Annotated in this window: 21 protein-coding genes and 3 pseudogenes; 10 read left to right on the top strand and 14 right to left on the bottom strand. The window is 39.0% G+C overall.

Going from position 1 to position 21,363, the window contains the following annotated elements:
- The 7 genes and pseudogenes from kdsB to AB1A03_RS12210 all read right to left on the bottom strand — a co-directional run bounded on the left by kdsB (nucleotide 1) and on the right by AB1A03_RS12210 (nucleotide 6,248).
- Nucleotides 1-768: a 3-deoxy-manno-octulosonate cytidylyltransferase gene (gene kdsB, locus AB1A03_RS12240; protein ID WP_354624916.1), complete on the bottom strand. Its 768-nt coding sequence runs from the start codon at nucleotides 766-768 to the stop codon at nucleotides 1-3.
- 2 nt (nucleotides 769-770) lie between these two features.
- A complete protein-coding gene (locus AB1A03_RS12235) occupies nucleotides 771-953 on the bottom strand; it encodes a Trm112 family protein (protein WP_354624915.1) in 183 nt (60 codons plus the stop codon).
- On the bottom strand, nucleotides 947-1,582 hold the full coding sequence (gene lpxK, locus AB1A03_RS12230; protein ID WP_354624914.1) for a tetraacyldisaccharide 4'-kinase: 636 nt from the start codon (nucleotides 1,580-1,582) through the stop codon (nucleotides 947-949). Before lpxK ends, AB1A03_RS12235 begins: the two co-directional genes overlap by 7 nt.
- Nucleotides 1,486-1,911: a tetraacyldisaccharide 4'-kinase gene (locus AB1A03_RS12225; protein WP_354624913.1), complete on the bottom strand. Its 426-nt coding sequence runs from the start codon at nucleotides 1,909-1,911 to the stop codon at nucleotides 1,486-1,488. The genes lpxK and AB1A03_RS12225 overlap by 97 nt, the downstream gene beginning before the upstream one ends.
- Nucleotides 1,911-3,661, bottom strand: a pseudogene (msbA, locus tag AB1A03_RS12220) (lipid A ABC transporter ATP-binding protein/permease MsbA). The gene AB1A03_RS12225 and the pseudogene msbA overlap by 1 nt, the downstream one beginning before the upstream one ends.
- A gap of 216 nt (nucleotides 3,662-3,877) precedes the next feature.
- Nucleotides 3,878-5,707, bottom strand: coding sequence for a DNA internalization-related competence protein ComEC/Rec2 (locus AB1A03_RS12215; protein ID WP_354624912.1), 1,830 nt, complete (start codon nucleotides 5,705-5,707; stop codon nucleotides 3,878-3,880).
- Nucleotides 5,661-6,248, bottom strand: a complete 588-nt coding sequence (locus AB1A03_RS12210; RefSeq protein ID WP_354624911.1) for a DUF4131 domain-containing protein — start codon at nucleotides 6,246-6,248, stop codon at nucleotides 5,661-5,663. Before AB1A03_RS12210 ends, AB1A03_RS12215 begins: the two co-directional genes overlap by 47 nt.
- A 35-nt stretch (nucleotides 6,249-6,283) precedes the next feature.
- On the opposite strand from AB1A03_RS12210, the gene AB1A03_RS12205 reads away from it, so the two are divergent.
- Genes AB1A03_RS12205 through AB1A03_RS12195 form a run of 3 tightly spaced genes read left to right on the top strand, consistent with a single transcriptional unit; the run spans nucleotide 6,284 to nucleotide 7,465 of the window.
- Entirely contained in the window at nucleotides 6,284-6,799 is a 516-nt protein-coding gene (locus AB1A03_RS12205) for a DUF2062 domain-containing protein (protein WP_354624910.1), read from the top strand.
- A gap of 47 nt (nucleotides 6,800-6,846) precedes the next feature.
- Nucleotides 6,847-7,182, top strand: a complete 336-nt coding sequence (locus tag AB1A03_RS12200; protein ID WP_354624909.1) for a hypothetical protein — start codon at nucleotides 6,847-6,849, stop codon at nucleotides 7,180-7,182.
- Complete coding sequence (locus AB1A03_RS12195) at nucleotides 7,160-7,465, top strand: hypothetical protein (protein WP_354624908.1); 306 nt, start codon at nucleotides 7,160-7,162, stop codon at nucleotides 7,463-7,465. Before AB1A03_RS12200 ends, AB1A03_RS12195 begins: the two co-directional genes overlap by 23 nt.
- Nucleotides 7,466-7,520: 55 nt before the next feature.
- On the opposite strand, the pseudogene acs reads toward AB1A03_RS12195, so the two are convergent.
- Nucleotides 7,521-9,411, bottom strand: a pseudogene (gene acs / locus AB1A03_RS12190) (acetate--CoA ligase).
- Between the two features lie 263 nt (nucleotides 9,412-9,674).
- Between acs and rsmE the strand changes: the two are divergent.
- The 4 genes from rsmE (at nucleotide 9,675) to ruvX (ending at nucleotide 12,531) form a co-directional block, all read left to right on the top strand.
- Nucleotides 9,675-10,403, top strand: coding sequence for a 16S rRNA (uracil(1498)-N(3))-methyltransferase (rsmE, locus tag AB1A03_RS12180; RefSeq protein WP_354624905.1), 729 nt, complete (start codon nucleotides 9,675-9,677; stop codon nucleotides 10,401-10,403).
- Nucleotides 10,404-10,429: 26 nt separating this feature from the next.
- Nucleotides 10,430-11,383, top strand: coding sequence for a glutathione synthase (gene gshB / locus AB1A03_RS12175; protein ID WP_354624904.1), 954 nt, complete (start codon nucleotides 10,430-10,432; stop codon nucleotides 11,381-11,383).
- 69 nt (nucleotides 11,384-11,452) lie between these two features.
- The gene (locus tag AB1A03_RS12170; protein ID WP_354624903.1) at nucleotides 11,453-12,091 is read left to right on the top strand and encodes a YqgE/AlgH family protein; all 639 of its coding nucleotides are present in this window, start codon (nucleotides 11,453-11,455) and stop codon (nucleotides 12,089-12,091) included.
- 2 nt (nucleotides 12,092-12,093) lie between these two features.
- The gene (ruvX, locus tag AB1A03_RS12165; RefSeq protein ID WP_354624902.1) at nucleotides 12,094-12,531 is read left to right on the top strand and encodes a Holliday junction resolvase RuvX; all 438 of its coding nucleotides are present in this window, start codon (nucleotides 12,094-12,096) and stop codon (nucleotides 12,529-12,531) included.
- Between the two features lie 44 nt (nucleotides 12,532-12,575).
- Here ruvX and AB1A03_RS12160 read toward each other — a convergent pair whose 3' ends face one another.
- Nucleotides 12,576-12,761, bottom strand: a complete 186-nt coding sequence (locus AB1A03_RS12160) for a hypothetical protein (protein ID WP_354624901.1) — start codon at nucleotides 12,759-12,761, stop codon at nucleotides 12,576-12,578.
- Nucleotides 12,743-13,162, bottom strand: a complete 420-nt coding sequence (locus AB1A03_RS12155) for a hemerythrin domain-containing protein (protein ID WP_354624900.1) — start codon at nucleotides 13,160-13,162, stop codon at nucleotides 12,743-12,745. The genes AB1A03_RS12160 and AB1A03_RS12155 overlap by 19 nt, the downstream gene beginning before the upstream one ends.
- Before the next feature lie 441 nt (nucleotides 13,163-13,603).
- On the opposite strand from AB1A03_RS12155, the gene AB1A03_RS12150 reads away from it, so the two are divergent.
- From AB1A03_RS12150 to grcA, 3 genes are all read left to right on the top strand, one after another.
- Nucleotides 13,604-13,906 carry a uracil-DNA glycosylase family protein gene (locus AB1A03_RS12150; protein ID WP_354624899.1) on the top strand — a complete coding sequence of 101 codons (303 nt, stop codon included), beginning with the start codon at nucleotides 13,604-13,606 and terminating at the stop codon, nucleotides 13,904-13,906.
- On the top strand, nucleotides 13,891-14,325 hold the full coding sequence (locus tag AB1A03_RS12145) for a uracil-DNA glycosylase (protein WP_354625303.1): 435 nt from the start codon (nucleotides 13,891-13,893) through the stop codon (nucleotides 14,323-14,325). Before AB1A03_RS12150 ends, AB1A03_RS12145 begins: the two co-directional genes overlap by 16 nt.
- Before the next feature lie 703 nt (nucleotides 14,326-15,028).
- Complete coding sequence (gene grcA / locus AB1A03_RS12140) at nucleotides 15,029-15,427, top strand: autonomous glycyl radical cofactor GrcA (RefSeq protein WP_502945952.1); 399 nt, start codon at nucleotides 15,029-15,031, stop codon at nucleotides 15,425-15,427.
- A 48-nt stretch (nucleotides 15,428-15,475) separates the two neighbouring features.
- Here grcA and tesB read toward each other — a convergent pair.
- The 4 genes and pseudogenes from tesB to thrA all read right to left on the bottom strand — a co-directional run bounded on the left by tesB (nucleotide 15,476) and on the right by thrA (nucleotide 21,111).
- Nucleotides 15,476-16,344: pseudogene (tesB, locus tag AB1A03_RS12135) on the bottom strand (acyl-CoA thioesterase II).
- A 71-nt stretch (nucleotides 16,345-16,415) separates the two neighbouring features.
- Nucleotides 16,416-17,693 carry a threonine synthase gene (gene thrC / locus AB1A03_RS12130; RefSeq protein WP_354624897.1) on the bottom strand — a complete coding sequence of 426 codons (1,278 nt, stop codon included), beginning with the start codon at nucleotides 17,691-17,693 and terminating at the stop codon, nucleotides 16,416-16,418.
- Nucleotides 17,674-18,645 (bottom strand): homoserine kinase, encoded by a 972-nt coding sequence (thrB, locus tag AB1A03_RS12125; RefSeq protein ID WP_354624896.1) that lies wholly within the window; start codon nucleotides 18,643-18,645, stop codon nucleotides 17,674-17,676. The genes thrC and thrB overlap by 20 nt, the downstream gene beginning before the upstream one ends.
- 3 nt (nucleotides 18,646-18,648) lie before the next feature.
- Nucleotides 18,649-21,111, bottom strand: coding sequence for a bifunctional aspartate kinase/homoserine dehydrogenase I (gene thrA / locus AB1A03_RS12120; protein WP_354624895.1), 2,463 nt, complete (start codon nucleotides 21,109-21,111; stop codon nucleotides 18,649-18,651).
- Between the last annotated feature and the right edge of the window lie 252 nt (nucleotides 21,112-21,363).

The following is a 21,363-nucleotide window of genomic DNA, read 5'->3' as shown; positions in this document are numbered from 1 at the left end:
CTAATTCGATAAATAATTTATAACACGTTGTAAATCATCTAATGTATCAACACCAGCAGGGGGCACTTCACAGGCCTGTTGCACATCAATTTTAAAACCATGCCACAATACGCGTAACTGCTCAAGCTTTTCAATGGACTCCAGTGGCGAAATGGACAGTTGCGCATACTGTTCAAGGAAACTAACTCGATAGGCATAAATGCCGATATGACGTTGTAAGTTCGCACTATTCACAGACTGTTTGCTTTGATTCTCCGGGGTGAAGTTATCGCGATCCCATGGAATGGTTGCTCGGCTAAAATAGAGCGCCATATTATTTTTATCGCAAACAACTTTAACGGCATTACTATTAAAGACATCGGAAAATTCATTAATGGGGGCACTTAATGTTGCAACACTCGCTTGCTGATTGTTTTGTAAATTAGTTGCCACTTGACTTATCACCGCAGGGGGAATTAGTGGTTCATCTCCCTGCACATTAACAATAATTTCATCACGGTTAAATTGGTAATGGTGACAGACTTCCGCTAAACGATCCGTTCCCGATTCATGGGTTGCTGAAGTCATACACACATCGATATTATTGAGCGCCTTTAATGCATCTTTAATACGGTGATCATCTGTTGCGACAATTACCCTTGATGCACCACTTTTTAGTGCTTGTTCGGCAACACGCTGGATCATTGTTTTACCAACAATATCAAGCAACGGCTTAGCGGGTAAACGGGTAGAGTGATAACGCGCTGGAATAACCACAACAAAAGACATTTTTATCGTTCCTCATCACAGCTTATTTTACGCGCTCGATTGTGCAACAAAGCAGGAATGCCATCTTCAATGGGATAGGCAAGATGGTCAAATTTACAGATAAGCTCATTATTGTTTTTATTAAAGCCTAATTTTCCCTTACAAACAGGACAAGCAATAATATCGAATAGTTTAATATCTAACATTTTATTTCCTTAATTTTATCTAACAACTGCACAGCAAAGGAGTCTGGTAATACCGCTTCGATGGGTAAATACCACCAATTAGGTTGTGCAAAGGCTAAACATTTTACGGCGTCTTTTTCAGTCATCACTAAGGGTCGCTTACTATCGAACTGCTTAAAATCATCTTTACCATAGGCATAGTGATCCGCAAAGGAGACTGTTTTGTGTAATTTATAGTGTAGTTTTTCTAATGTTGTAAAAAATCGTTGTGGGTAACCGATTGCAGCACAGCTATTTATAAGGGTAGGTGGATGTAATTCTCCACCTTGTCCATCGACGCGCACACAGTCACGCGGCTGAAACAGCATAGCGACTTCCGTCTCTGATTGCCCACCATTATTAATCACAAAATCGACTGTTTGTAAACGTGATAGCGGCTCTCGAAGTGGTCCCATGGGCATTAAGTGGCCATTTCCCATGCGCCGCTGCCCATCGACAACCACAATTTCTATATCTCGCTGCAAGGCATAATGTTGCAGGCCATCGTCGCTAATTACAATATCCACGGAACAGTGCTGATAGAGATGATCAACGGCCTGAGTGCGAATGGGATCAACGACAATGGGAATACCAAGACGCTTAAATAACATAACGGGCTCATCACAGGCACTTTACCACTGACTTGATCCGTGACTAACAGGGGGTATTGACCACTTTTCCCACCATAGCCGCGGCTAACAATGCCCGGTTTGTAGCCCTGTGCTATTAGCAACTCACATAACCATATCACAAAGGGGGTTTTACCATTTCCACCGACAGAGATATTTCCAACTACAATAACAGGTAATGGGCTTTTACGACTTTTAAGCAATCCGCTTTGATATGATTTTCGGCGCAGCGCGCTAATTAGCCATAACAGCAATGAAAAGGGGTATAACCCCCAGCACCACCAACTTACGGGACGATACCAAAATGGCATTACAGCTCCCCTGAAGCTTGCATTTTACATAGGCTATGGTAAATCGCTTTGCCCGATAATAATTCGCTATGAGTCCCCTGCTCAACCACTTTACCTGCATCAATCACCAATATTTTATCGGCATGCTCGATGGTAGATAAACGATGCGCAATAACAATCGAGGTACGGTTTTTCTGTAATATATCTAAAGCCGCTTGGATATGACGTTCAGACTCGGTATCTAACGCCGAGGTCGCTTCATCTAAGATCAAAATTGGGGAATCTCTTAATAATGCACGCGCAATCGCTAAACGCTGCCTTTGTCCACCCGATAACATTAAGCCATTCTCACCGATAATGGTATCTAGCCCATTTGGAAAGCCGTCAATAAATTCCATCGCATGCGCCGTCGTTGCAGCTTGAACAATATCCTCATGGCTGTATTTACCTTCACTTGCATAGGCAATATTATTGGCAATAGTGTCATTAAACAGATGTACACTTTGTGAAACAATAGCAACTTGCTGGCGAAGTGAAGCTAAGGTGTAATCTTCAATATTTTCACCATCAAGTGTGATTTGCCCACTATCAATATCATAAAAACGGGTTAATAAATTAGCGATTGTTGATTTACCACTGCCAGAACGCCCGACTAAGGCGATCGTTTCACCGGCTTTAACAGTAAAACTAATGCCATCTAAGGCTGGTTTTTCAGCCGTAGGGTAAGTAAACACAACATTATTAAGTTGAATATCTCCCTTAGCACGTTGGATCTTAAGTTGGCCATTATCCTTAGCAGGCTCCGTATCTAAAATATTAAACAAACTACTACTCGCAGCAAGACCGCGCTGAATTTCAATATTAACCTGCGTTACCGCTTTAACCGGTTTCATCAACATGATCATAGAGGTAACGATAACAACGAATGTTCCTGGTGTTAGGCTCGCCATGATCTCCGGAAAGGTGGCAAGGTAAAGAACAAACCCCAATCCAAAGGAAGCGATGGTCTGAATTAAAGGGACACTGATTGCCGATGCGCTAGTCAATTTCATGTTTTGTGAGCGCACCCGATTACTGACGCCATTGAAGCGGTTGCTTTCCACATTCTGCCCACCAAACATTAACACTTCCTTATGCCCCTTGAGCATCTGCTCGGAAGCCGTCGTGACAGACCCCATTGCATTTTGTAGATTTTTACCGATTTTTCTAAAGCGTTTACTAACGACACTGATAGCAATACCAACAAAGGGACCAACCAATAAAAAAACTAATGAAAGCTGCCAGCTTTGGAAAAACATCATCACCATCAGTGCTACAACGGTTGCCCCTTCTCGGAAAATTTTGACCATGGCATTACTGGCTGCATTGGAGACTTGGCTAGCATCATAGGTAATTTTCGAAAGGAAATTGCCGGTATTCGTTTTATCAAAATAACTGATGGGTAAAACCATTAAATGGTTAAACAATTGGCGTTGTAACTTCATGACAACATTGTTACCTACCCAAGCCATGCAGTATGAACTTAAAAAAGCAGCGAGCCCCCGTGCCGCGACGATCAGGACAACAAAAAATGGCATAAAGGTAAGAACACTCGGATCATCCCCGTTAATCCTTTATCCATTAAGGGTTTAATCGAGTACACAAAGGTTGCATCGACAACCGCATAACCGACCATGCCAATCACAGCTCCAAACCATCCCATTTTAAATTCTTTTACATACGAGGCTAAACGTTTAAAGACTAGCCAACTATTCTGTTCTGAGTTTGTCATGAGCATACCAATTCATAAGTTAAATAATTCCGATTAGGTATTATACCAATCGGAATTAAGTATGTGATTTAAATTTTGCGCAGGAAAAATGACTTAATTTGAGGCGTAAGTTGACGCAAATGGTTGTTCCCTTTGCGAAACTTACAACAAAAAAGTAAGTTATTTTAACCAGTAAAATAGATCAGCGATTTATTCCGATTGGTATTATTCTCTTTTCTAAGAAGAAAGAGAATGATGATACCAATAAGATGCAAGATCTTCTCTATATGTTTGTATCTTAATTTGTTCTTTATCGATAGTAAAACGAACAAACCCGCTTAAACCACTATTGACCATTTTAACCGATTGATTTTTATAGCGCAGTTTAACCTGTTCATCGGGAAATCCCCAACGATTCATAAATCCACTCGTAAACACGACCCATTGTGGTGATGCACTACGAATAAATGTAGCACTAGATGAATAGCGACTACCATGATGAGGAGCAAAGAGTATATCACTAGCAAGTCGATGTTCGGCATTTTTTACTAATAATAACTCCTGCTTCTTTTCAATATCCCCGGTCAACAATAACGAATGTAAGCCATCACTAACCCGTAATACACAAGAGTTATTATTGTTATTACGCGTTAATACGTTTGGAGAGAGCGCCGTAATGGTTAATCGCCCCATTAACCAGCGCTGCCCCGCTTTACATTGCCGTGTCACTACCTCTTTATCTAATCCAGGTAATGGTTCGCCCATTATGATTTGCTTTATGGCAAAGTGATGATTAATTGTAGCCAAACCACCCGCATGGTCATTATCACTATGACTAACAAATAAATAGTCTAATGTTGTTATGCCCAGTGAATTAAGATAGGGTAATATTTCACTCTTGGCGGTCACAAAGCCAGATGGATAACTAGGCCCTGTATCATAAAGCATGTATTGACCTTGGCTGCGAATCAACACTGACAACCCCTGCCCCACATCCAACACCTCAACAAACCATTTTTCCTGCTGTTGTTCTTCTTGATACAATGATATGCCAACAAAAAAGACAAGCAGCACTGAAAAAAGATAAGTGACAACAGGCGTTGCGCATCTTTGATAATGGATAATCAAAATAACAACCAACAGGCAGATGGCCATCATAATTAACTTTACCGCAGTAAAAGAATAATCCTCATACCCTTCACTAAAGATTGCAATATAATGTAAAAAATGGCCAATAAGATAATCTGCAAGCGTAAATAAACCACTGGCAAGCGGTTCTGCGAATATGGTTAACAAACAAGCGAATAAAACAAGTGGAATAATTAATAATGAAAATAGCGGCACTGCAATAAAATTAACAACGGGTGCAAATAAGTTGAAAGCTGAAAAACTAAGCAACTGCAGTGGCAGCATCAGCAAGGTTAAACCTAATTGAATCAGTATTAATGCTTTTATATAACCCCTTGATGTTTGCCAGAGAGTTCTTTTTTTGTCGATATTATCTATTTTAAAAACAGAGCTAAAACGCCAGATAATCAGCAAAATAATGGTTATCGCCGCAAATGATAACCACAAACTAAGGCTCAATATCGATAACGGATCCCAAAGCAAAATTAGAAACAGAACCAACATCAAGAGATATGTTAAAAAATACCTTCTCTTCAAGGATAACAAAAAAACGGCAATCGCCAACATCAGTAATGCCCGTTGTGTTGGCAAAGAAAACCCCGCTAAATAGGCATAAAAACACACCCCACACAACGCGCCATAATTGACAATATAGTATAATTGCCACCCCAAATAATTTTCCGCTAATAATCGCTTACAAAAATAGCTTAATAGTAGATAAAAAAAGGAAAAAAACAGACCAATATGTAAACCTGAAATAGCCAAAAGATGGGTAATACCTAATTTTTTAAATAACGTTTTTTGCTCAAAACTAATTAAGCTCTTATCCGCAAAGGAAAGGGCTAATATGACCCCCTGTTGTGGCAAGGTAGCGATGATTGATTGTACTTTCTCATAAAAACGACCACGCAATGAAGGAATTTGAGAAACGTATCCCAAATAAGACTTTACCGAGGCTTGATAAGCAATATGCTTCAGAGTAGCGCCACTTTTGACTATCAAATCCAGCCGGGTTACCTCGCCCCCATATAGGTTTTAAACGCACTTTAAAACGTTGAATTTGCCCCTCCTGAAGCGACACATTAGGAGAATACCAGCTCATCAACAATGATGGATGATAATTTAAGGCCCCACCATCAACTTCCATCAATTTAGCGGTAAAATAGCCTCTATTTTTAACACTTATTAATGAACTAATTTGCACAATTATGGTATGGTCTTTCCCGTCTACTAGCTCTTGTAAAGAAGCGTTATTAGCAATGGGCAGAGCAAATGGCAATGCGCCAGTTAACGTTAGTTGCGCATAACAACTAAAATAGATGGCAGTAACAGGAATAACAGTTAGAATACGAAGCCTTGGTAAAAATAATAAAACGACACAACAGAGAGCCAACAACAAAATGGCATGTTCACTTAATAACTGCGGCCAATATAAGGTCGACATAAAAACTGTAATTGCGAGACTCAAGGCAATACGCATTATTATCCGAATTATTAACAATAAATCCTAATTATATGCCAAAAAAATTTATTCAACGGTTTTCTCCAAAACCAGAAACATTAAAAGCACATCCTCATTTAAAGTATTTAGGTAAGGCGTTGCATAACCCGGGCCTCTGGCATCTAAATAGAAGAAGCGCTTCAGGTGCCATTGCTGTTGGGCTGTTTTGTGCTTGGATGCCAATCCCATTTCAAATGGTGCTAGCGGCCGTTATTGCCATGATTTTTATGGTAAACTTACCTCTTTCTGTTGCTTTAGTTTGGATTTCTAACCCAATAACGATGCCACCTCTTTTTTATGGTGCTTACCGATTAGGGGCTTTTATCTTGCAAGAAAAAGTGGTTGATTTTAATTTTGAACTCTCCTTTTCTTGGCTAGCGCAAATTTTAGAGACCATTGCACCTGCGCTTTTATTAGGATGTTTTATTCTCGGTATTGGTTGCTCATTTTTAGGCTATTTATTAACCCGTTTAATCTGGCGTTTCACCATGGTTCAAAAGTGGCAGAAACGTAATAAAAAATATAATTAACTCAATATATTAGATTGCCAATCATGGATCATAAACAAGGATTACAAATGATAAACAAACATCTTTTTATTATTCCCCTTGCAACACTCGTCTTTTCCCCTATTAACAGTATTGCAGCAGAAAAAGATTATATTACTGTTAGTGGTTACCTAGGCGGACGAATTAGTAATGACTTAGAAGATAAAGAAACCGATGAAAAAGCGGATCTAAGTAATGATTTATCACAGGCGCTTTCCGTTGCTTGGCGCTATAGCCGTAATAAAGAAACTGAAATTATGTTTTCCACGGCCAAACAAACCTTAACGACCTCTGGCGAACAAAATATAAAAACTGACCTACGCATAAGTTATTTACACTTCGGTGGGCGAGTCATTTTCCCATGAAAATGGGTTTTCCAACAGCGTTGGTTTAGGGATAGGGGCAACCGTTTTCTCCCCAGATGATAGTCAATATGACACAGAAATAAAATTCTCAGGGAATATTACCGCGGGACTGCGTTATGAATTAACACCACAATGGGCACTTCGTGGCAATCTACGCGTTTATGGTACGGTATTGAATTCCGATAGCACTATGTTTTGTGATAATGGAACCTGCTTAATTCGTTCCAGTGGAGAAGTTTACGTACAAACGGAAATCATGACCGGAATAGAGTATAAATTCTAATAAAAATATAAAAGGGTAAAATGACCGAATATCAACATTTTACCCTATTAATTTATCAGTCTTCTAATGTACTTAAGTCTCCCTCATCGAGCCCTAATGCACGCGCTTTTAATACACGACGCATAATTTTACCGGATCGCGTTTTTGGTAAACTATCCACAAAGGTAACATCTTCAGGCTTCGCTATTTTACCAAGCTCGTTAGCAACATGCTCTTTTAACTCATCTTGTAATACTTTGTCGCCTACAACGCCCTCTTTTAACAAAACAAAGGTATGGATTGCATTGCCTTTTAACTCATGCGGCAAGCCTATGGCTGCTGCTTCAATAACCGTTGGATGACTCACCAAAGCACTCTCAATTTCCGATGTACCAAGGCGATAACCTGACACTTTCAGCACCTCATCCATCCGCCCGATGACCCATATATAGCCATCTTGATCAATTTTAGCTGAATCTCCTGCTTTATAATATCCTTTACCTTGGTAGTCTCCCCAGTACAGCTCTGCGTAACGTTGATCATCCCCCATAATCGTGCGAGCCATACCCGGCCAAGGATTTTTTATGACCAATTTCCCCTCTTCACCAACGGCTACGGCATTACCATCATCATCAACCACGCCAATTTCATTACCAAAAAATGGCTGTGCTGCTAATCCCGGTTTTAATGGCGTAATTGGTAACGGACAAATCATAAATCCTCCCGTTTCAGTTTGCCACCAAGTATCAATAATTGGGCATTTACTATTACCGATCACCTCGTAAAACCAACGCCATGCCTCTGGATTAATTGGCTCACCCACACTGCCCAATAGCCTTAGTGATGATAGATCATGGCGTTTCGCCCATTGGTCACCAAAACGCATCAGCCCTCGGATAGCTGTCGGTGAGGTATATAAAATATTAATGCCATACTTTTCAACCATTTGCCACCAGCGATTGGGGTAAGGGAAATTAGGAGCACCTTCATACATAATGATAGTGCTAGCATTGATTAAAGGACCGTAAACGATATAACTATGCCCTGTTATCCAGCCTGGATCTGCTGCACACCACCAACAATCAGCAGGTTTAATATCAAAAGCCATGCGGTGCGTTGTGCTAGTATAAACACTGTAACCACCATGGGTATGGAGCATGCCTTTTGGTTTACCCGTCGTACCTGATGTGTAGAGAATAAACAGGGGATCTTCAGCATCTAATTGCACCGTTGCACATTTAGAACTAGCAATGGGCAGTGATTTTAAGTTGTGGTACCAAAAATCACGTTCAGCTTCCATATTGACATCCAAGCCGTTGTATTTAACGGTGATACAGACTTCAATCGTCGGGGAACGCTTCATCGCTTCATCGGCAATACTTTTTAAATCTATTTTTTTACCACGACGGGAACCACCATCCGCGGTAATTAAAACACGACTATTTGCATCACTAATACGTGATGCTAATGCCTCGTAGCTAAACCCTCCATAAACAACACTATGAACCGCACCTATTTTTGCACAGGCTAACATAGCAAAAACTAACTCAGGTATCTGCGGCATATTCAATCGTTACTATATCGCCTTTTTTAATACCCATACTGGTTAAAATATTGGCAAACTGACACACTTCACGATTCAGTGCATAGTAGGAAAAACTACGTGTTTCACCACCTTCACTCTCCCAAATTATCGCAAGTTTATTGCAATCTGCACCTTGTAAATGACAATCTATGGCGTTGTGTACAATATTAGTTTGTCCACCAACGAACCATTTATAAAAAGGTTTATTACTATCATCTAAAACTTTATCCCAAGGCTTATACCATTCAAGCAGTGATGCTTGTTCAGCCCAAAAACCTTCTCTATCTTCAATTGAGCGTTTATAAAGTGTTTCATAATTTTGTACATTGGCTTGTTCTACTACTTCAGAGCTAGGGAAATAAAGTTGCTGTTTAGAATCCATCGTAATATACCTCTATTAAAAAAACTAAATTGAGTATAGGATGAATAAAATATTGCTAATTCAAATTACCTTAAAAAGCACATTTCTATTAAAACTATTTGATCTAAAACACAAATGCGATTGTTTTTTCAGGAGTGATATGAGCCAAAGGTCACAAAAAACATTTTTTATTAGAGAAATAAAGAGTTAACTATGAAGTAATAGTCTTATAAACTTTTTACGTTATAATTGCTCCCATGTTCCCGATATAGAATTAAAATAACATGCGCACACCTCGATTTTATGATCCACAACCACTTTTGATTAATAGTGAAATTATGCTTGGCGATGATGCTACTCAGCATATTCGCGTTTTGCGTTTAAAGCCGGGCGCAAACATTATGTTATTCAATGGATCTGGCGGCCAATATCTTGCCACTTTACAAGATGTACAAAAGCGCAGTTGCAGCGCCTATATCGACTCTTTTCAAGAAACAAATAATGAAAGTCCATTAGATTTACATTTAGGGCAAGTCATTTCCCGTGGTGATCGCATGGAGTTTGTTATTCAAAAAGCGGTAGAATTAGGTGTCAACGAGATAACCCCCCTACTCAGTGAACGGTGTGGTGTAAAAATCAATCCTCAACGCATGCAAAAAAAGCAACAACAATGGCAAAAAATAGCGATTGCAGCCTGTGAACAATCGGGACGCAACATGGTTCCCACCATTCATGAAACTCAAGATTTAGCCACTTGGTGTGCTATCCAAGAAACCGCTGTGAAGTTAACATTACATCCTCGTGCATCAATATCAATTAATCAGTTACCTGATAATATTAATAAAATTCGTTTGTTAATTGGCCCCGAGGGTGGATTAACCGACGATGAAATTAACCTAACAGAAAAACTAAACTTTACAGAAACATTACTCGGACCGCGCGTTTTACGTACTGAAACAGCGGCCTTAACAGCAATCACCGCATTACAATGTCGTTTTGGTGACCTTGCATAATCTATTGCCACGACTAAGGAAATAATATGTCCATTAAAATTGGTATCGTCATGGATCCAATCTCTAAGATTAAAATCCATAAAGATTCAAGTTTCGCTATGTTATTGGAAGCGCAAGCGCGCGGATGGGAGCTTTATTACTTAGAAATGCAGGATCTCTATTTAGAGAATGGCCGTACTTTTGCCAGCAGCAAAAAATTAACCGTGCAACGCGATCCTCAACATTGGTATCAACTCGAAGAGAGTATCGACCATCCTCTCGCCGATTTAGATGCTGTATTAATGCGTAAAGATCCACCATTTGATACCGAATATATCTATGCCACCTATTTACTCGAACGAGCAGAAGATGAAGGATGTTTAATCGTAAATAAACCACAAAGTCTACGTGATGCCAACGAAAAATTATTTACCGCATGGTTTAGTGAATTTACTCCCACAACTTTAGTAACACGCAGCAGCCAAAGAATTCGAGATTTTCATAACAAGCATAAAGATGTTATTTTAAAACCCCTCGATGGGATGGGCGGCGCTTCAATTTTTCGTATTAAAGAAAACGATGCCAACATAGGCGTTATCATCGAGACATTAACCAAACACCAACAGCGTTACTGCATGGCGCAAACATTTATACCCGAAATTAAAGATGGCGATAAACGTATCTTAATAGTAGATGGGGAGCCGATGCCCTATGCGCTTGCACGTATTCCAGCTAAGGGAGAAACACGAGGTAATTTAGCAGCGGGTGGAAGTGGTGTTGCACAACCTTTATCGGAAAGTGATTGGCACATCGCGAATACGATTGGACCAAAATTAAAAGAGAAGGGCTTAATTTTTGTCGGGCTCGATATTATCGGTGATAAAGTTACTGAAATTAATGTTACCAGTCCAACCTGCATCCAAGAAATTGATAATGCCTATGGCACCAATATCAGTGGAAAGTTGATGGATGCCATTGAAAAACGCATTAATAATAAATAAAAAAAATAATATACCTAATTTTTGCCATACTTAACGTGTGGCAAGCACAAATTTAACGGGGAGTATCACATGGAAAATATCATCAATGATAACCCTAACAGTACCTATAGCAGTACTGAAACGGAAATAATTGACACGCTAAAGAACCATTTTTTAATTGCAATGCCCTCACTCACCGATCCTTATTTTAAAAAATCAGTGGTCTATATTTGTGAGCATGATGAAAAAGGAGCGATGGGATTTATTATTAATTTTCCGGTAAAGTTAACGCTACAAGAATTATTAAAAAACGTAGAAACCATTTCTCATCAACCAGAGCCACCACTGCTCGATCCTGTTTTTCTAGGTGGGCCATTAGAATTAGAGCGTGGTTTTGTATTGCATTCGCCATTAACAGATAACTCACAAAGCACACAGTTAAATGAACAGCTGATGATGTCTAACTCGAATGCCGTTTTATCAATATTAGGTACCGATAAAGCACCCGAAAAATATATGGTTACCTTAGGCTATGCGAGCTGGGATCCCGGCCAGTTAGAACAAGAGATTAATGACAATAATTGGATCACCATAAAAAGTGAAAACGATATTATCTTTAATACTCCGCCGCCGATCGTTGGAGTGAATCTTTACATCGACTTGGTATTAACCCGGAACAATTATCAACAACAGCTGGCCATGCCTAAAAGCGAGCCAAAAAAGCGATAAATATGACTGCAATTAAAGAAACACCAAAAACCGTGTTAGGTTTTGATTTTGGCACTAAAAGTATCGGGGTTGCCACTGGGCAGATGGTGACAGCCACCGCACAGCCTCTTGCGGCAATTAAAGCAAATGACGGTATTCCCGATTGGAATATCGTTGAGAAAGTCATTCGTGATTGGCAACCAGACCTAGTCATTATCGGTCTCCCTTTGAACATGGATGGCACGGAGCAGCCTATCACTCAACGAGCTAAAAAATTCGCTAACCGATTGAATGGACGTTTTGGGGTAAATATTGCGCTACAAGATGAACGGCTTACCACGGCTAGTGCTAAGGAATTTATCTTTTCTCACGGTGGTTATAAAGCATTAGAAAAAGGTAAAATAGACAGTGTCTCTGCCGCATTAATTTTAGAAAGCTGGATGGAAGGTTATTACCAATAATAGATAAGCCTCATTTATCTTAAAACGAGACTTATCTCACCACATTATTCTTCTTTGATATGTTTAGCAAGCGCGCTATATTGCGTTGTAACATTGCTGCCAAAGAGAGGATCCATGTAATCTTTATGCTGCCACTGCTGCTCTAAATTTTTCCAATCATCGGCAGTTAAACTCTTTTCAATAAGCGGTAATATTTCTTTCTCTTCATAGTTTAAATGAGAGGATTGCAATCCACAAACTCCTGCAGTTTAACAATAAAAAGATCCTTAGGGACGATTGCATCAAGTAAAATAATATCTAATAGCTCATCAAACTCTATTGTCACTTTTTTTATGGTTTGGTGCTCTTGCGATAAGCGATTAATGATCTCGTCTGGTACGTCTCGGTACTTAATATAGTAATCGTAAATAAGATCTTCCATTGGATGATGGTATTGATCCGCATATTGGCGTAAATAGGTGATAATGGCTTTAATCAGGCGATAATCGACCTTTTCATCAGCCTCTAACAAACGTATATTTTTGCGTAATAACTTTAAAAGCAGACTCATATTAACATGATCATTATGGATAATTTTTAGCATAATAGATGACTCATCAAGTGATATATAACCAAGAGTATAACCATTCATTAGAAATAATCCGCAGAAGTAAATCACATTACGCATTATTTTATAACAGCGTAATACCAATTCGCATAATATTATAGTCATAGCATGTTGAGGAAAAATGATGGAGAGCAAGAGTATGATTAAGTAATATCTGTCTATTACAATTTAATGCAACGCTGTTATCTATTTTTTTAATCGATAAGATAGATCAGATACTTATGCTGATTGCTATGAAACAATTAGCCCACGGCAACATTTTCTCGTATCATTTATACTCGAGTTACCTCACAATGTTTTGTCAGCCACGAGCTCAAATAGCAGAGCAGCCCCAACGTGAGGTCATTGTTCTTCACTTTTAGAATGTGGCAAGCTAGGACTGCTTTTCGAGCAGGCCCCCCGTTGGGAACGCTTGCTAGCTTTGCATTTTAAATATAGCAACATTAATCAAATTTGGTGATCATTGTGAACACATTCAGTCAAGAATTTAATAGCATTAAAGGATGGCAAAAGAGCTTACCTTGCATGACGGCTCTATTAGATAATATTGAAAAAAATGTTAGGGATATTACGGCGGATAACCTTATTTTGCCTAGCAGCAATATGATATTTAATGCATTTAAACATTCCACTTACGAAGATATTTCAGCGGTAATAATAGGGCAAGACCCCTATCACCAAACCGTTGATATGAACGGCCATACCGTCAATCAAGCAATGGGACTCGCCTTTTCTGTCCCCGAAGGGGTTAAATCCCTCCTTCATTAACAAATATACATAAGGAGCTTGAAAATAGTTTTAGCCATTTTACGCGACCAACACACGGCAATTTAACCGCTTGGACATCTCAAGTGCTGTTACTTAATTCATCCTTAACCGTAGCGCACAGCAAACCCGCAGCTCATGCAAAAACAGGGTGGAATAAATTTACCGAGGAGATCGTTAACGCATTAATTCAAAGACAAAAGCCTTTAGTATTCCTGTCATGGGGTAAGCACGCCCATAAAATTACCGCACGCGCAGAAAATACACACCACTATGTCATTAAAACCTCACATCCCAGCCCCCTAGGAGCAAGAAAATCAGGACTAGATTTTGATGCATTTCTAGGCTCAAAGTGCTTCTTAAAAGCCAATGATTTTTTAAAAATGCAAAATCAGCCCCCAATAAAATGGCAAATAGAGTAATAGAGATTGGTATCACACTCTAAAAGTGAATAACAATTACCTCATGTTACGTCTTGCTCTGGTATCCGAGCTAGCGACGGATAAAAAATATTGAGGTCATACCAATCCGCATTACTTTCTACTCAACCTGGTTGCTTAAAATAATAGAGAGCGGCATGCTCCGCGATGAAGCATTAACTTTATGATATTAAAAATTTTTGCGCTTACATTATTCCAAGCTGAGGTTATTTAAAAAACGTTTTAAAATTACAACTTGGAATAATGCTCAGAAAAAGAATAGTAAAAGAAAAAAGAACGCCTTACAGCAAAGGTGAAATTTTCTAGCAATAAAAGAAGCAGATAAAGACCATTTATCCTATTTTCCTCCATTACCATTTTAATTTTAATTTCTTACCTTGATAAACAGATAAGCAATTGTTAAATAAAAGTTAATTACTAACAATTACTTAACAATGACGTTGTATAAAACCGTTATTTATTAAATTGATCTAAAACAATTAAATAACCGATAACTAATTGTACTGTATGGGTTTATTGATTTTTATCAATTTTATTTTAATAAACCGCATTAAAAATACGTGATTATTGATTTACATCAAGCAAAGTTACCCATATAATAAATTCAGAATTATTAAGAACCACGCAAATATAGTAATAAATTTACTAAGTTGTAATTTTATTACTAATTATTTTTATTAAACATATGAATAAGGAGCTTAACATGGCTTTTGGTATCCAAATTACTCAATCTGAAAACAAATCTCTACTTAACTCATTCTGGCTATTAGATGAAGCAAATGCACAAGCACGTTGTTTATGTGTAAAAGATAATGCATATGCTGAAGATCAAGTTGTTTCACTTGCAGAGTTAGGCGACATTCAATACAAAGAAGTTGCTGTTCAAGCTCCAGCAGCACAGGAAGGCGGTCAACATTTAAATGTAAATGTATTACGTCGTGAAACATTAGAAGATGCGATTAAACACCCTGAAAACTACCCACAATTGACTATTCGTGTTTCAGGTTATGCTGTTCGCTTTAACTCTTTAACACCTGAGCAACAACAAGATGTATTAACACGTACATTTACAGAATCTCTATAAGAGAGGCTAGATAATAAAAAGGGAAGCTATTGCTTCCCTTTTTTATTGCTATGATTTTTTACGTCGTTGGCGAATTAATCCCTCTTGAATCGAACTGGCAACCAACTTACCTTCACGAGTAAAGAAACGTCCACTCACTAAGCCTCGGCCATCGGCTGCAACCGTACTTTCGATTTCATATAATAACCAATCATCAAGATGAAAGTCATTATGGAACCACATTGAGTGGTCAATGGTAACAACTTGCATTCCCTCTGATATAAAAGAGACACCGTGTGGTAGTAGCGCTGTTGGCAAAAAATTAAAATCGGAAGCATAGGCAAGTAAATAACGGTGTACACGTAAATCACTCGGCATTTTACCATTTGCCTTCATCCAAATTAATCGCTTAGGTGCTTCTATTTCGGGCTCCACTGGATTAATAAAAAGAACGGGTCGCATCTCAATAGGTTTTTCACAAACAAGTTTATCGCGAATAGATTCCGGTAACATATCACAATGGATCAATGCCATCTCTTGTTCAGAAATAAGATCTTCAGGTGGCGGTGCATCGGGCATGCTATTTTGATGTTCAAAACCGGCTTCTACGGCTTTAAAGGATGCGGTCATATAAAAAATAGCCTGACCGTTTTGAATCGCTTTGATACGTCTTGCTGATAACGTATTACCATCACGAATACGCTCTACATCATAAACAATAGGCTGATTGACATTACCAAGGCGCAGAAAATACGAATGGAAGGAGTGAATGTGCTGTTTGGAAGTACCGTCTCTTTGGCAGCAGAAAGCGCCTGTCCCATCACTTGCCCACCAAAAACAACCCCTAAACCCAGATCTTGGCTCTTTCCACGAAATAGATTTTCTTCTAATTTTTCTAAACTAAGCTGATCTAAAAGATCCTTTAATACTTTCCCCATCCTAAGCTTCCCTTAAAAAGAGCGTGTCACACGCTCTTTATTATTTGCAGATATCATTAAAGCACAAGCAATTATAAAGCCATTAATAATGCGCGAACTTTTGCAAAATCAGCATTAAACTCCTTTGACAATAAAGCTAAATCTGCACGAGAAGCGAGTTCTTCAGGAATAAATATTTCATGCCCTAAAATATCTTCAACACTCTCTTTAAATTTAGCCGGATGCGCTGTGCATAAGAATAGACCAGTTTCTCCATCATTTAACTGTTTGCTTAATTCATGGTATGCAATCGCACCATGAGGCTCACATAAATAGCCTAATTGATTTAATTCTAATAGCGTTGTTTTAGTCTGGGCGTCGCTCACTTTGCCATAGCCTAGCTCCGCTAAAGACCAGTTTTTTACTTTAAATAATTCTTCAATACGTGGCCAGTTATTTGGCGCACTAACGTCCATCGCATTCGATAATGTTACCACTGTTTTTTTAGGCTCCCAGTTACCTTGGGCAAGATAACGTGGCACAGTATCATTTTCATTTGTTGCAGCAATAAAGCGTTTAATAGGTAAGCCTAATGCTTTAGCTAATAATCCAGCGGTTAAATCACCAAAATTACCACTTGGCACAGAAACGACTAATTCTTTACGCTGCTCCACTGAAAGTTGCGCGAAGGCTTCAAAATAATAACAAATTTGAGCGACTAAACGACTGATATTAATAGAATTTGCAGAGTTAAGTCCAATTGCTTCTTTAAGTTCTTGATCATCAAACGCTTGTTTCACCATTGCTTGACAATCATCAAAATCACCTTCGATAGCGACCGTTGTAATATTGCCACCTAATGTACAAAATAATTTCTCTTGCAATGGGCTGATCTTACCCTTTGGATATAAAATGACGACATTAATATTTTCCATACCATAAAAGGCATGAGCAACTGCCGCCCCGGTATCGCCGGAAGTCGCTGTTAAAATAGTGATTTTATTATCACCTTTAAATTGCCCTAAGCATTGCGCCATGAAACGTCCGCCGAAATCTTTAAAGGCTAATGTTGGTCCATGGAAAAGCTCTAAGGCATTAATATTTTCTGTTACACTTTTTACGGGTGCTGGAAATGTGAAGGCTTTTTCAACAATACTATGCACAACATCTGCGCTTAATTCATCACCGATTAAATGCGATAAAATTGCACTAGAGCGATCAACTAAATTCATTTCCAATAATGCGTCAATATTATCAAGTGGAATAATTTTTTCAGGAAAAAATAGACCTTGACCACGCCCTAAGCCTTGCTTAACGGCTTGCTGAAAATCAACTTGTTCACTGTTATCTTTAATATTGTATAAATTCATAGTTCGTTCCTAACACGCGTGCGCCTTTTTCATCAAGACGACATATATGACAAAATCCTTCATCATTTTGAAGAAAATTTTCCGTTAACCATTGTTGTAATAATTGTGCTTGCTGAAGGTCAGTCATGACGGCAAAAACCGTCGGCCCAGACCCTGAAATCCCCATCGCCAATGCACCACTTTGCTCAGCAAAAACTCTGGCCTCTTTAAAGCCAGGAATCAATTGTGAACGATACGGTTCAGCAATTACATCCTTAAGCATCTTAGCCGCTAAATCTGCTTGGTCGCTGTAACAAGCATGTACAAATGCAGCTAAGCGACGCCCATAAGTTAATGTTTCGCTTAAACGGTATTGTGCAGGTAAGATATTACGTGCAGCAGATGTCGAAATAGAGATCCCCGGATAAGCAACGACCCAATACCACTCTTTAAATGAAGGGATCATTTGACTGATTATTCCACCTTCATTAATCATTAACTGCATACCACCTAAATAGCAGGGGGCGACATTATCATAGTGAATACTGCCGCTGATCTGCCCTTCCATTTCCCCCATTAATGTCAACATTGTATTTTCATCAAGCAGGTGGTCATGCCATGCATTAAGCGCTTCTAATGCGGCGACAATTGAGCTTGAACTTGACCCTAAACCACTACCAACGGGCAAGTTCTTTTCCAAAATCATTTTGACAGGCAATATCTCTTTATTTATTTTTTTTAATGCTGCCTGGTAGTTTAAATAACATTGATAAACAATATTACTGTCAGCGTCTTTAGGCAGCTTATCTGCATAACGGCCAACACACTCCAAAGAAAAACCAAAATCACCCTTTGATACTTTTACCCTGTCACCGAATAATTCACCACTTATAGGTGCTAAGGCGCCCCCCAATACATCAAAACCAACGCTAACATTGGCTGTCGAGGCTGGTGCGTATGCTACGACACTCATAAATTAAAACTCCTGTTTCCAATTCAGTGTACGTAATACGTCGGCAAATACACCCGCAGCGGTTACTTCCGTACCGGCACCATAACCACGTAAAACCAAAGGAATTGGTTGATAATATTGACTGTAAAAGGCGAGTGCATTCTCACCATCTTTCACTTTATTAAGAGGATCATCGGCCCCCACTGCTTTGATACTACACACGCATTTACCGTTTTCGATACTGCCTATATATCGTAATACTTGACCATTTTCATTGGCTTTTTTCTGTAATTCACTAAAGTAAGCATCGGCATCGCTCAGGCGTTCGATGAACTCTTCAACGCTACCGCTATCATCAAAACCAGGTGGTAAAGCTTGTTCGATTTCAACATCCTCAAGCGAAAGTTCCATGCCTGCTTCACGCGCTAAAATAAGCAGTTTACGCGCCACGTCCATCCCACTTAAATCATCACGCGGATCTGGCTCGGTAAAGCCCATTTTACGCGCTTCTTTAGTCACTTCTGAAAAGCTAAGTCCTTCATCTAACTTACCAAAAATGAAAGATAAAGAACCAGACAGAATACCATTAAACTTAATCAATTGATCACCTGCGTTAAAGAGGTTTTGCATATTTTCAATAACGGGTAAGCCTGCACCAACATTCGTATCATATAAAAATTTACGGCGTTTCATCAGCGCAGATAAACGTAACTGTTTGTAATATTCCATGCTGCTGGTATTCGCTTTTTTATTAGCAGTTACCACATGAAATCCAGCACCTAAAAAGTCAACGTAACGGGCTGCAATGGCATCATTACTTGTACAATCAACAATAACCGGATTAATAATATGTGACTCTTGCACCAAAGACTGCATATTGGATAAAGAAAGCGCTTGTTTGCCATTTTTTAGTAGCTCTCGCCAATTGGCTAAATCAATGCCTTGTTCATTCATTAACATCACACGACTATTAGCAATACCACAAACCCTGATTTGAATATTACGCTCGGCTAAACGATCCTGTTGACGATAAACTTGATCGACAAGCGCCCCACCAACACCACCGCAGCCAATTAAAAACATATCAATATATTGCACACTGCCAAAAAATGATTGATGGCAAGCGATAACCGCATCTTTGGCTTTATCTTCACCAATAACCACTGAAATTGAACGTTCCGAAGAGCCCTGTGCAATAGCACTGATATTAATAGATGCCTCGGATAGCGCAGTCAAGAAACGAGCAGCAACCCCATTCGCTTTTTTCATCCCATCCCCAACCAAGGAGATAATTGCTTGATTTTCCACCAACTCAATAGGCTCTAATAGATTGTTTTTAAATTCTAAAGCAAATTCTTCGCTTAAAACCCGCAATGCTTTAGGTGTATCAGCGGCACCAATACAGAAACTTAAACTATATTCAGATGATGATTGTGTAATCAAAATAATTGACACACCGGCACGTGATATAGTCGTGAATATACGCCCAGCCATGCCAACAATACCTTTCATGCCGGGACCTGAAATACTTAACATGGTTAAGTCTTTCAAATCTGAAATACCTTTGACTTGCAACGAATCATCTCCTTGTACTTGACCTATCAGCGTCCCATCTGCTTGAGGATTGTGGGTGTTTTTTATTAAACAAGGGATAGCATGTTGTGCAATAGGCGCAATGGTTTTGGGATGCAATACTTTTGCACCAAAGTAAGATAGCTCCATCGCCTCAGCGTAACTCAGTGAGCGTAATAATTTTGCATCTTTTACTAACCTTGGGTCACAACTATATACCCCATCAACATCGGTCCATATCTCACAACACTCAGCCCTTAAACAGGCTGCTAAAACAGCAGCTGAATAATCAGAGCCATTACGCCCCAACACCAGCGTTTCCCCTTGCTCATTACCAGCCGTAAAACCAGGCATAAGATAAATAGCGCCTTGAACAATGGCATCTTTAGCAAACAATGCTCGTGATGCATCTATATCAATTTGAGCTTCTAAATAACCACCTTTATAGGACATCAATTTTTCTTGAGGCTTAATCACCTCAACCGGATGCCCTTTAGCTATCAACAATTGTTTCATACAGGCAACACTTAACAGCTCACCTTTACTTAATATTTTTGCTTCAATATTTTCAGGGCATTGAGACAATAAACGAACACCTTCAAGTAATTCACTTAAATGTAAAAGCTCTTGCTCAAAAATAGTTTTTAGCAAATCATCGGCAAACTCTGCATAAGTACTTTTTAAACCGTTAATTAAATCGGCAAAAATACGTTGAATATCTGTTAAATGAGCTTCTGCAGAGAGCCCTTTACTGGTTTTATCGACAACGGCAACTAAATTATTAGTCACCCCCGCTGGTGCTGATAAAACTAAGGCGATTTGTGACTGCTGATGGTTATTAATAACAATATCTGCAACTTGATTAAAACGTTCGGCATTTGCTAATGATGTGCCGCCAAATTTAAGTACACGCATTTGAACAATCCCTGCTGTAACACAAAAAACCCGCAAATAATCGCGGGCTCTAAAAATGATTTATTAAAATAATTCAAAACTTGCCAGTGACTTATAATAACCTAACAAAAGGGCGTTCAGCACATAATAAGTTATATAAGCGATCATTGAATATTTTACTCTAGGTGATAATTGAAACTTTAAGCGCTATATCATAACAAAGCTTTATCGTGACTGAAACCTGTGAGTGTTTGCTAAACTCACTTTTATTCA

This window comes from Psychromonas sp. MME2 (genome assembly GCF_040566515.1).
In the GTDB taxonomy this organism is placed as follows: Bacteria; Pseudomonadota; Gammaproteobacteria; order Enterobacterales; family Psychromonadaceae; genus Psychromonas.
This window is presented reverse-complemented; position numbering and strand designations above follow the sequence as displayed.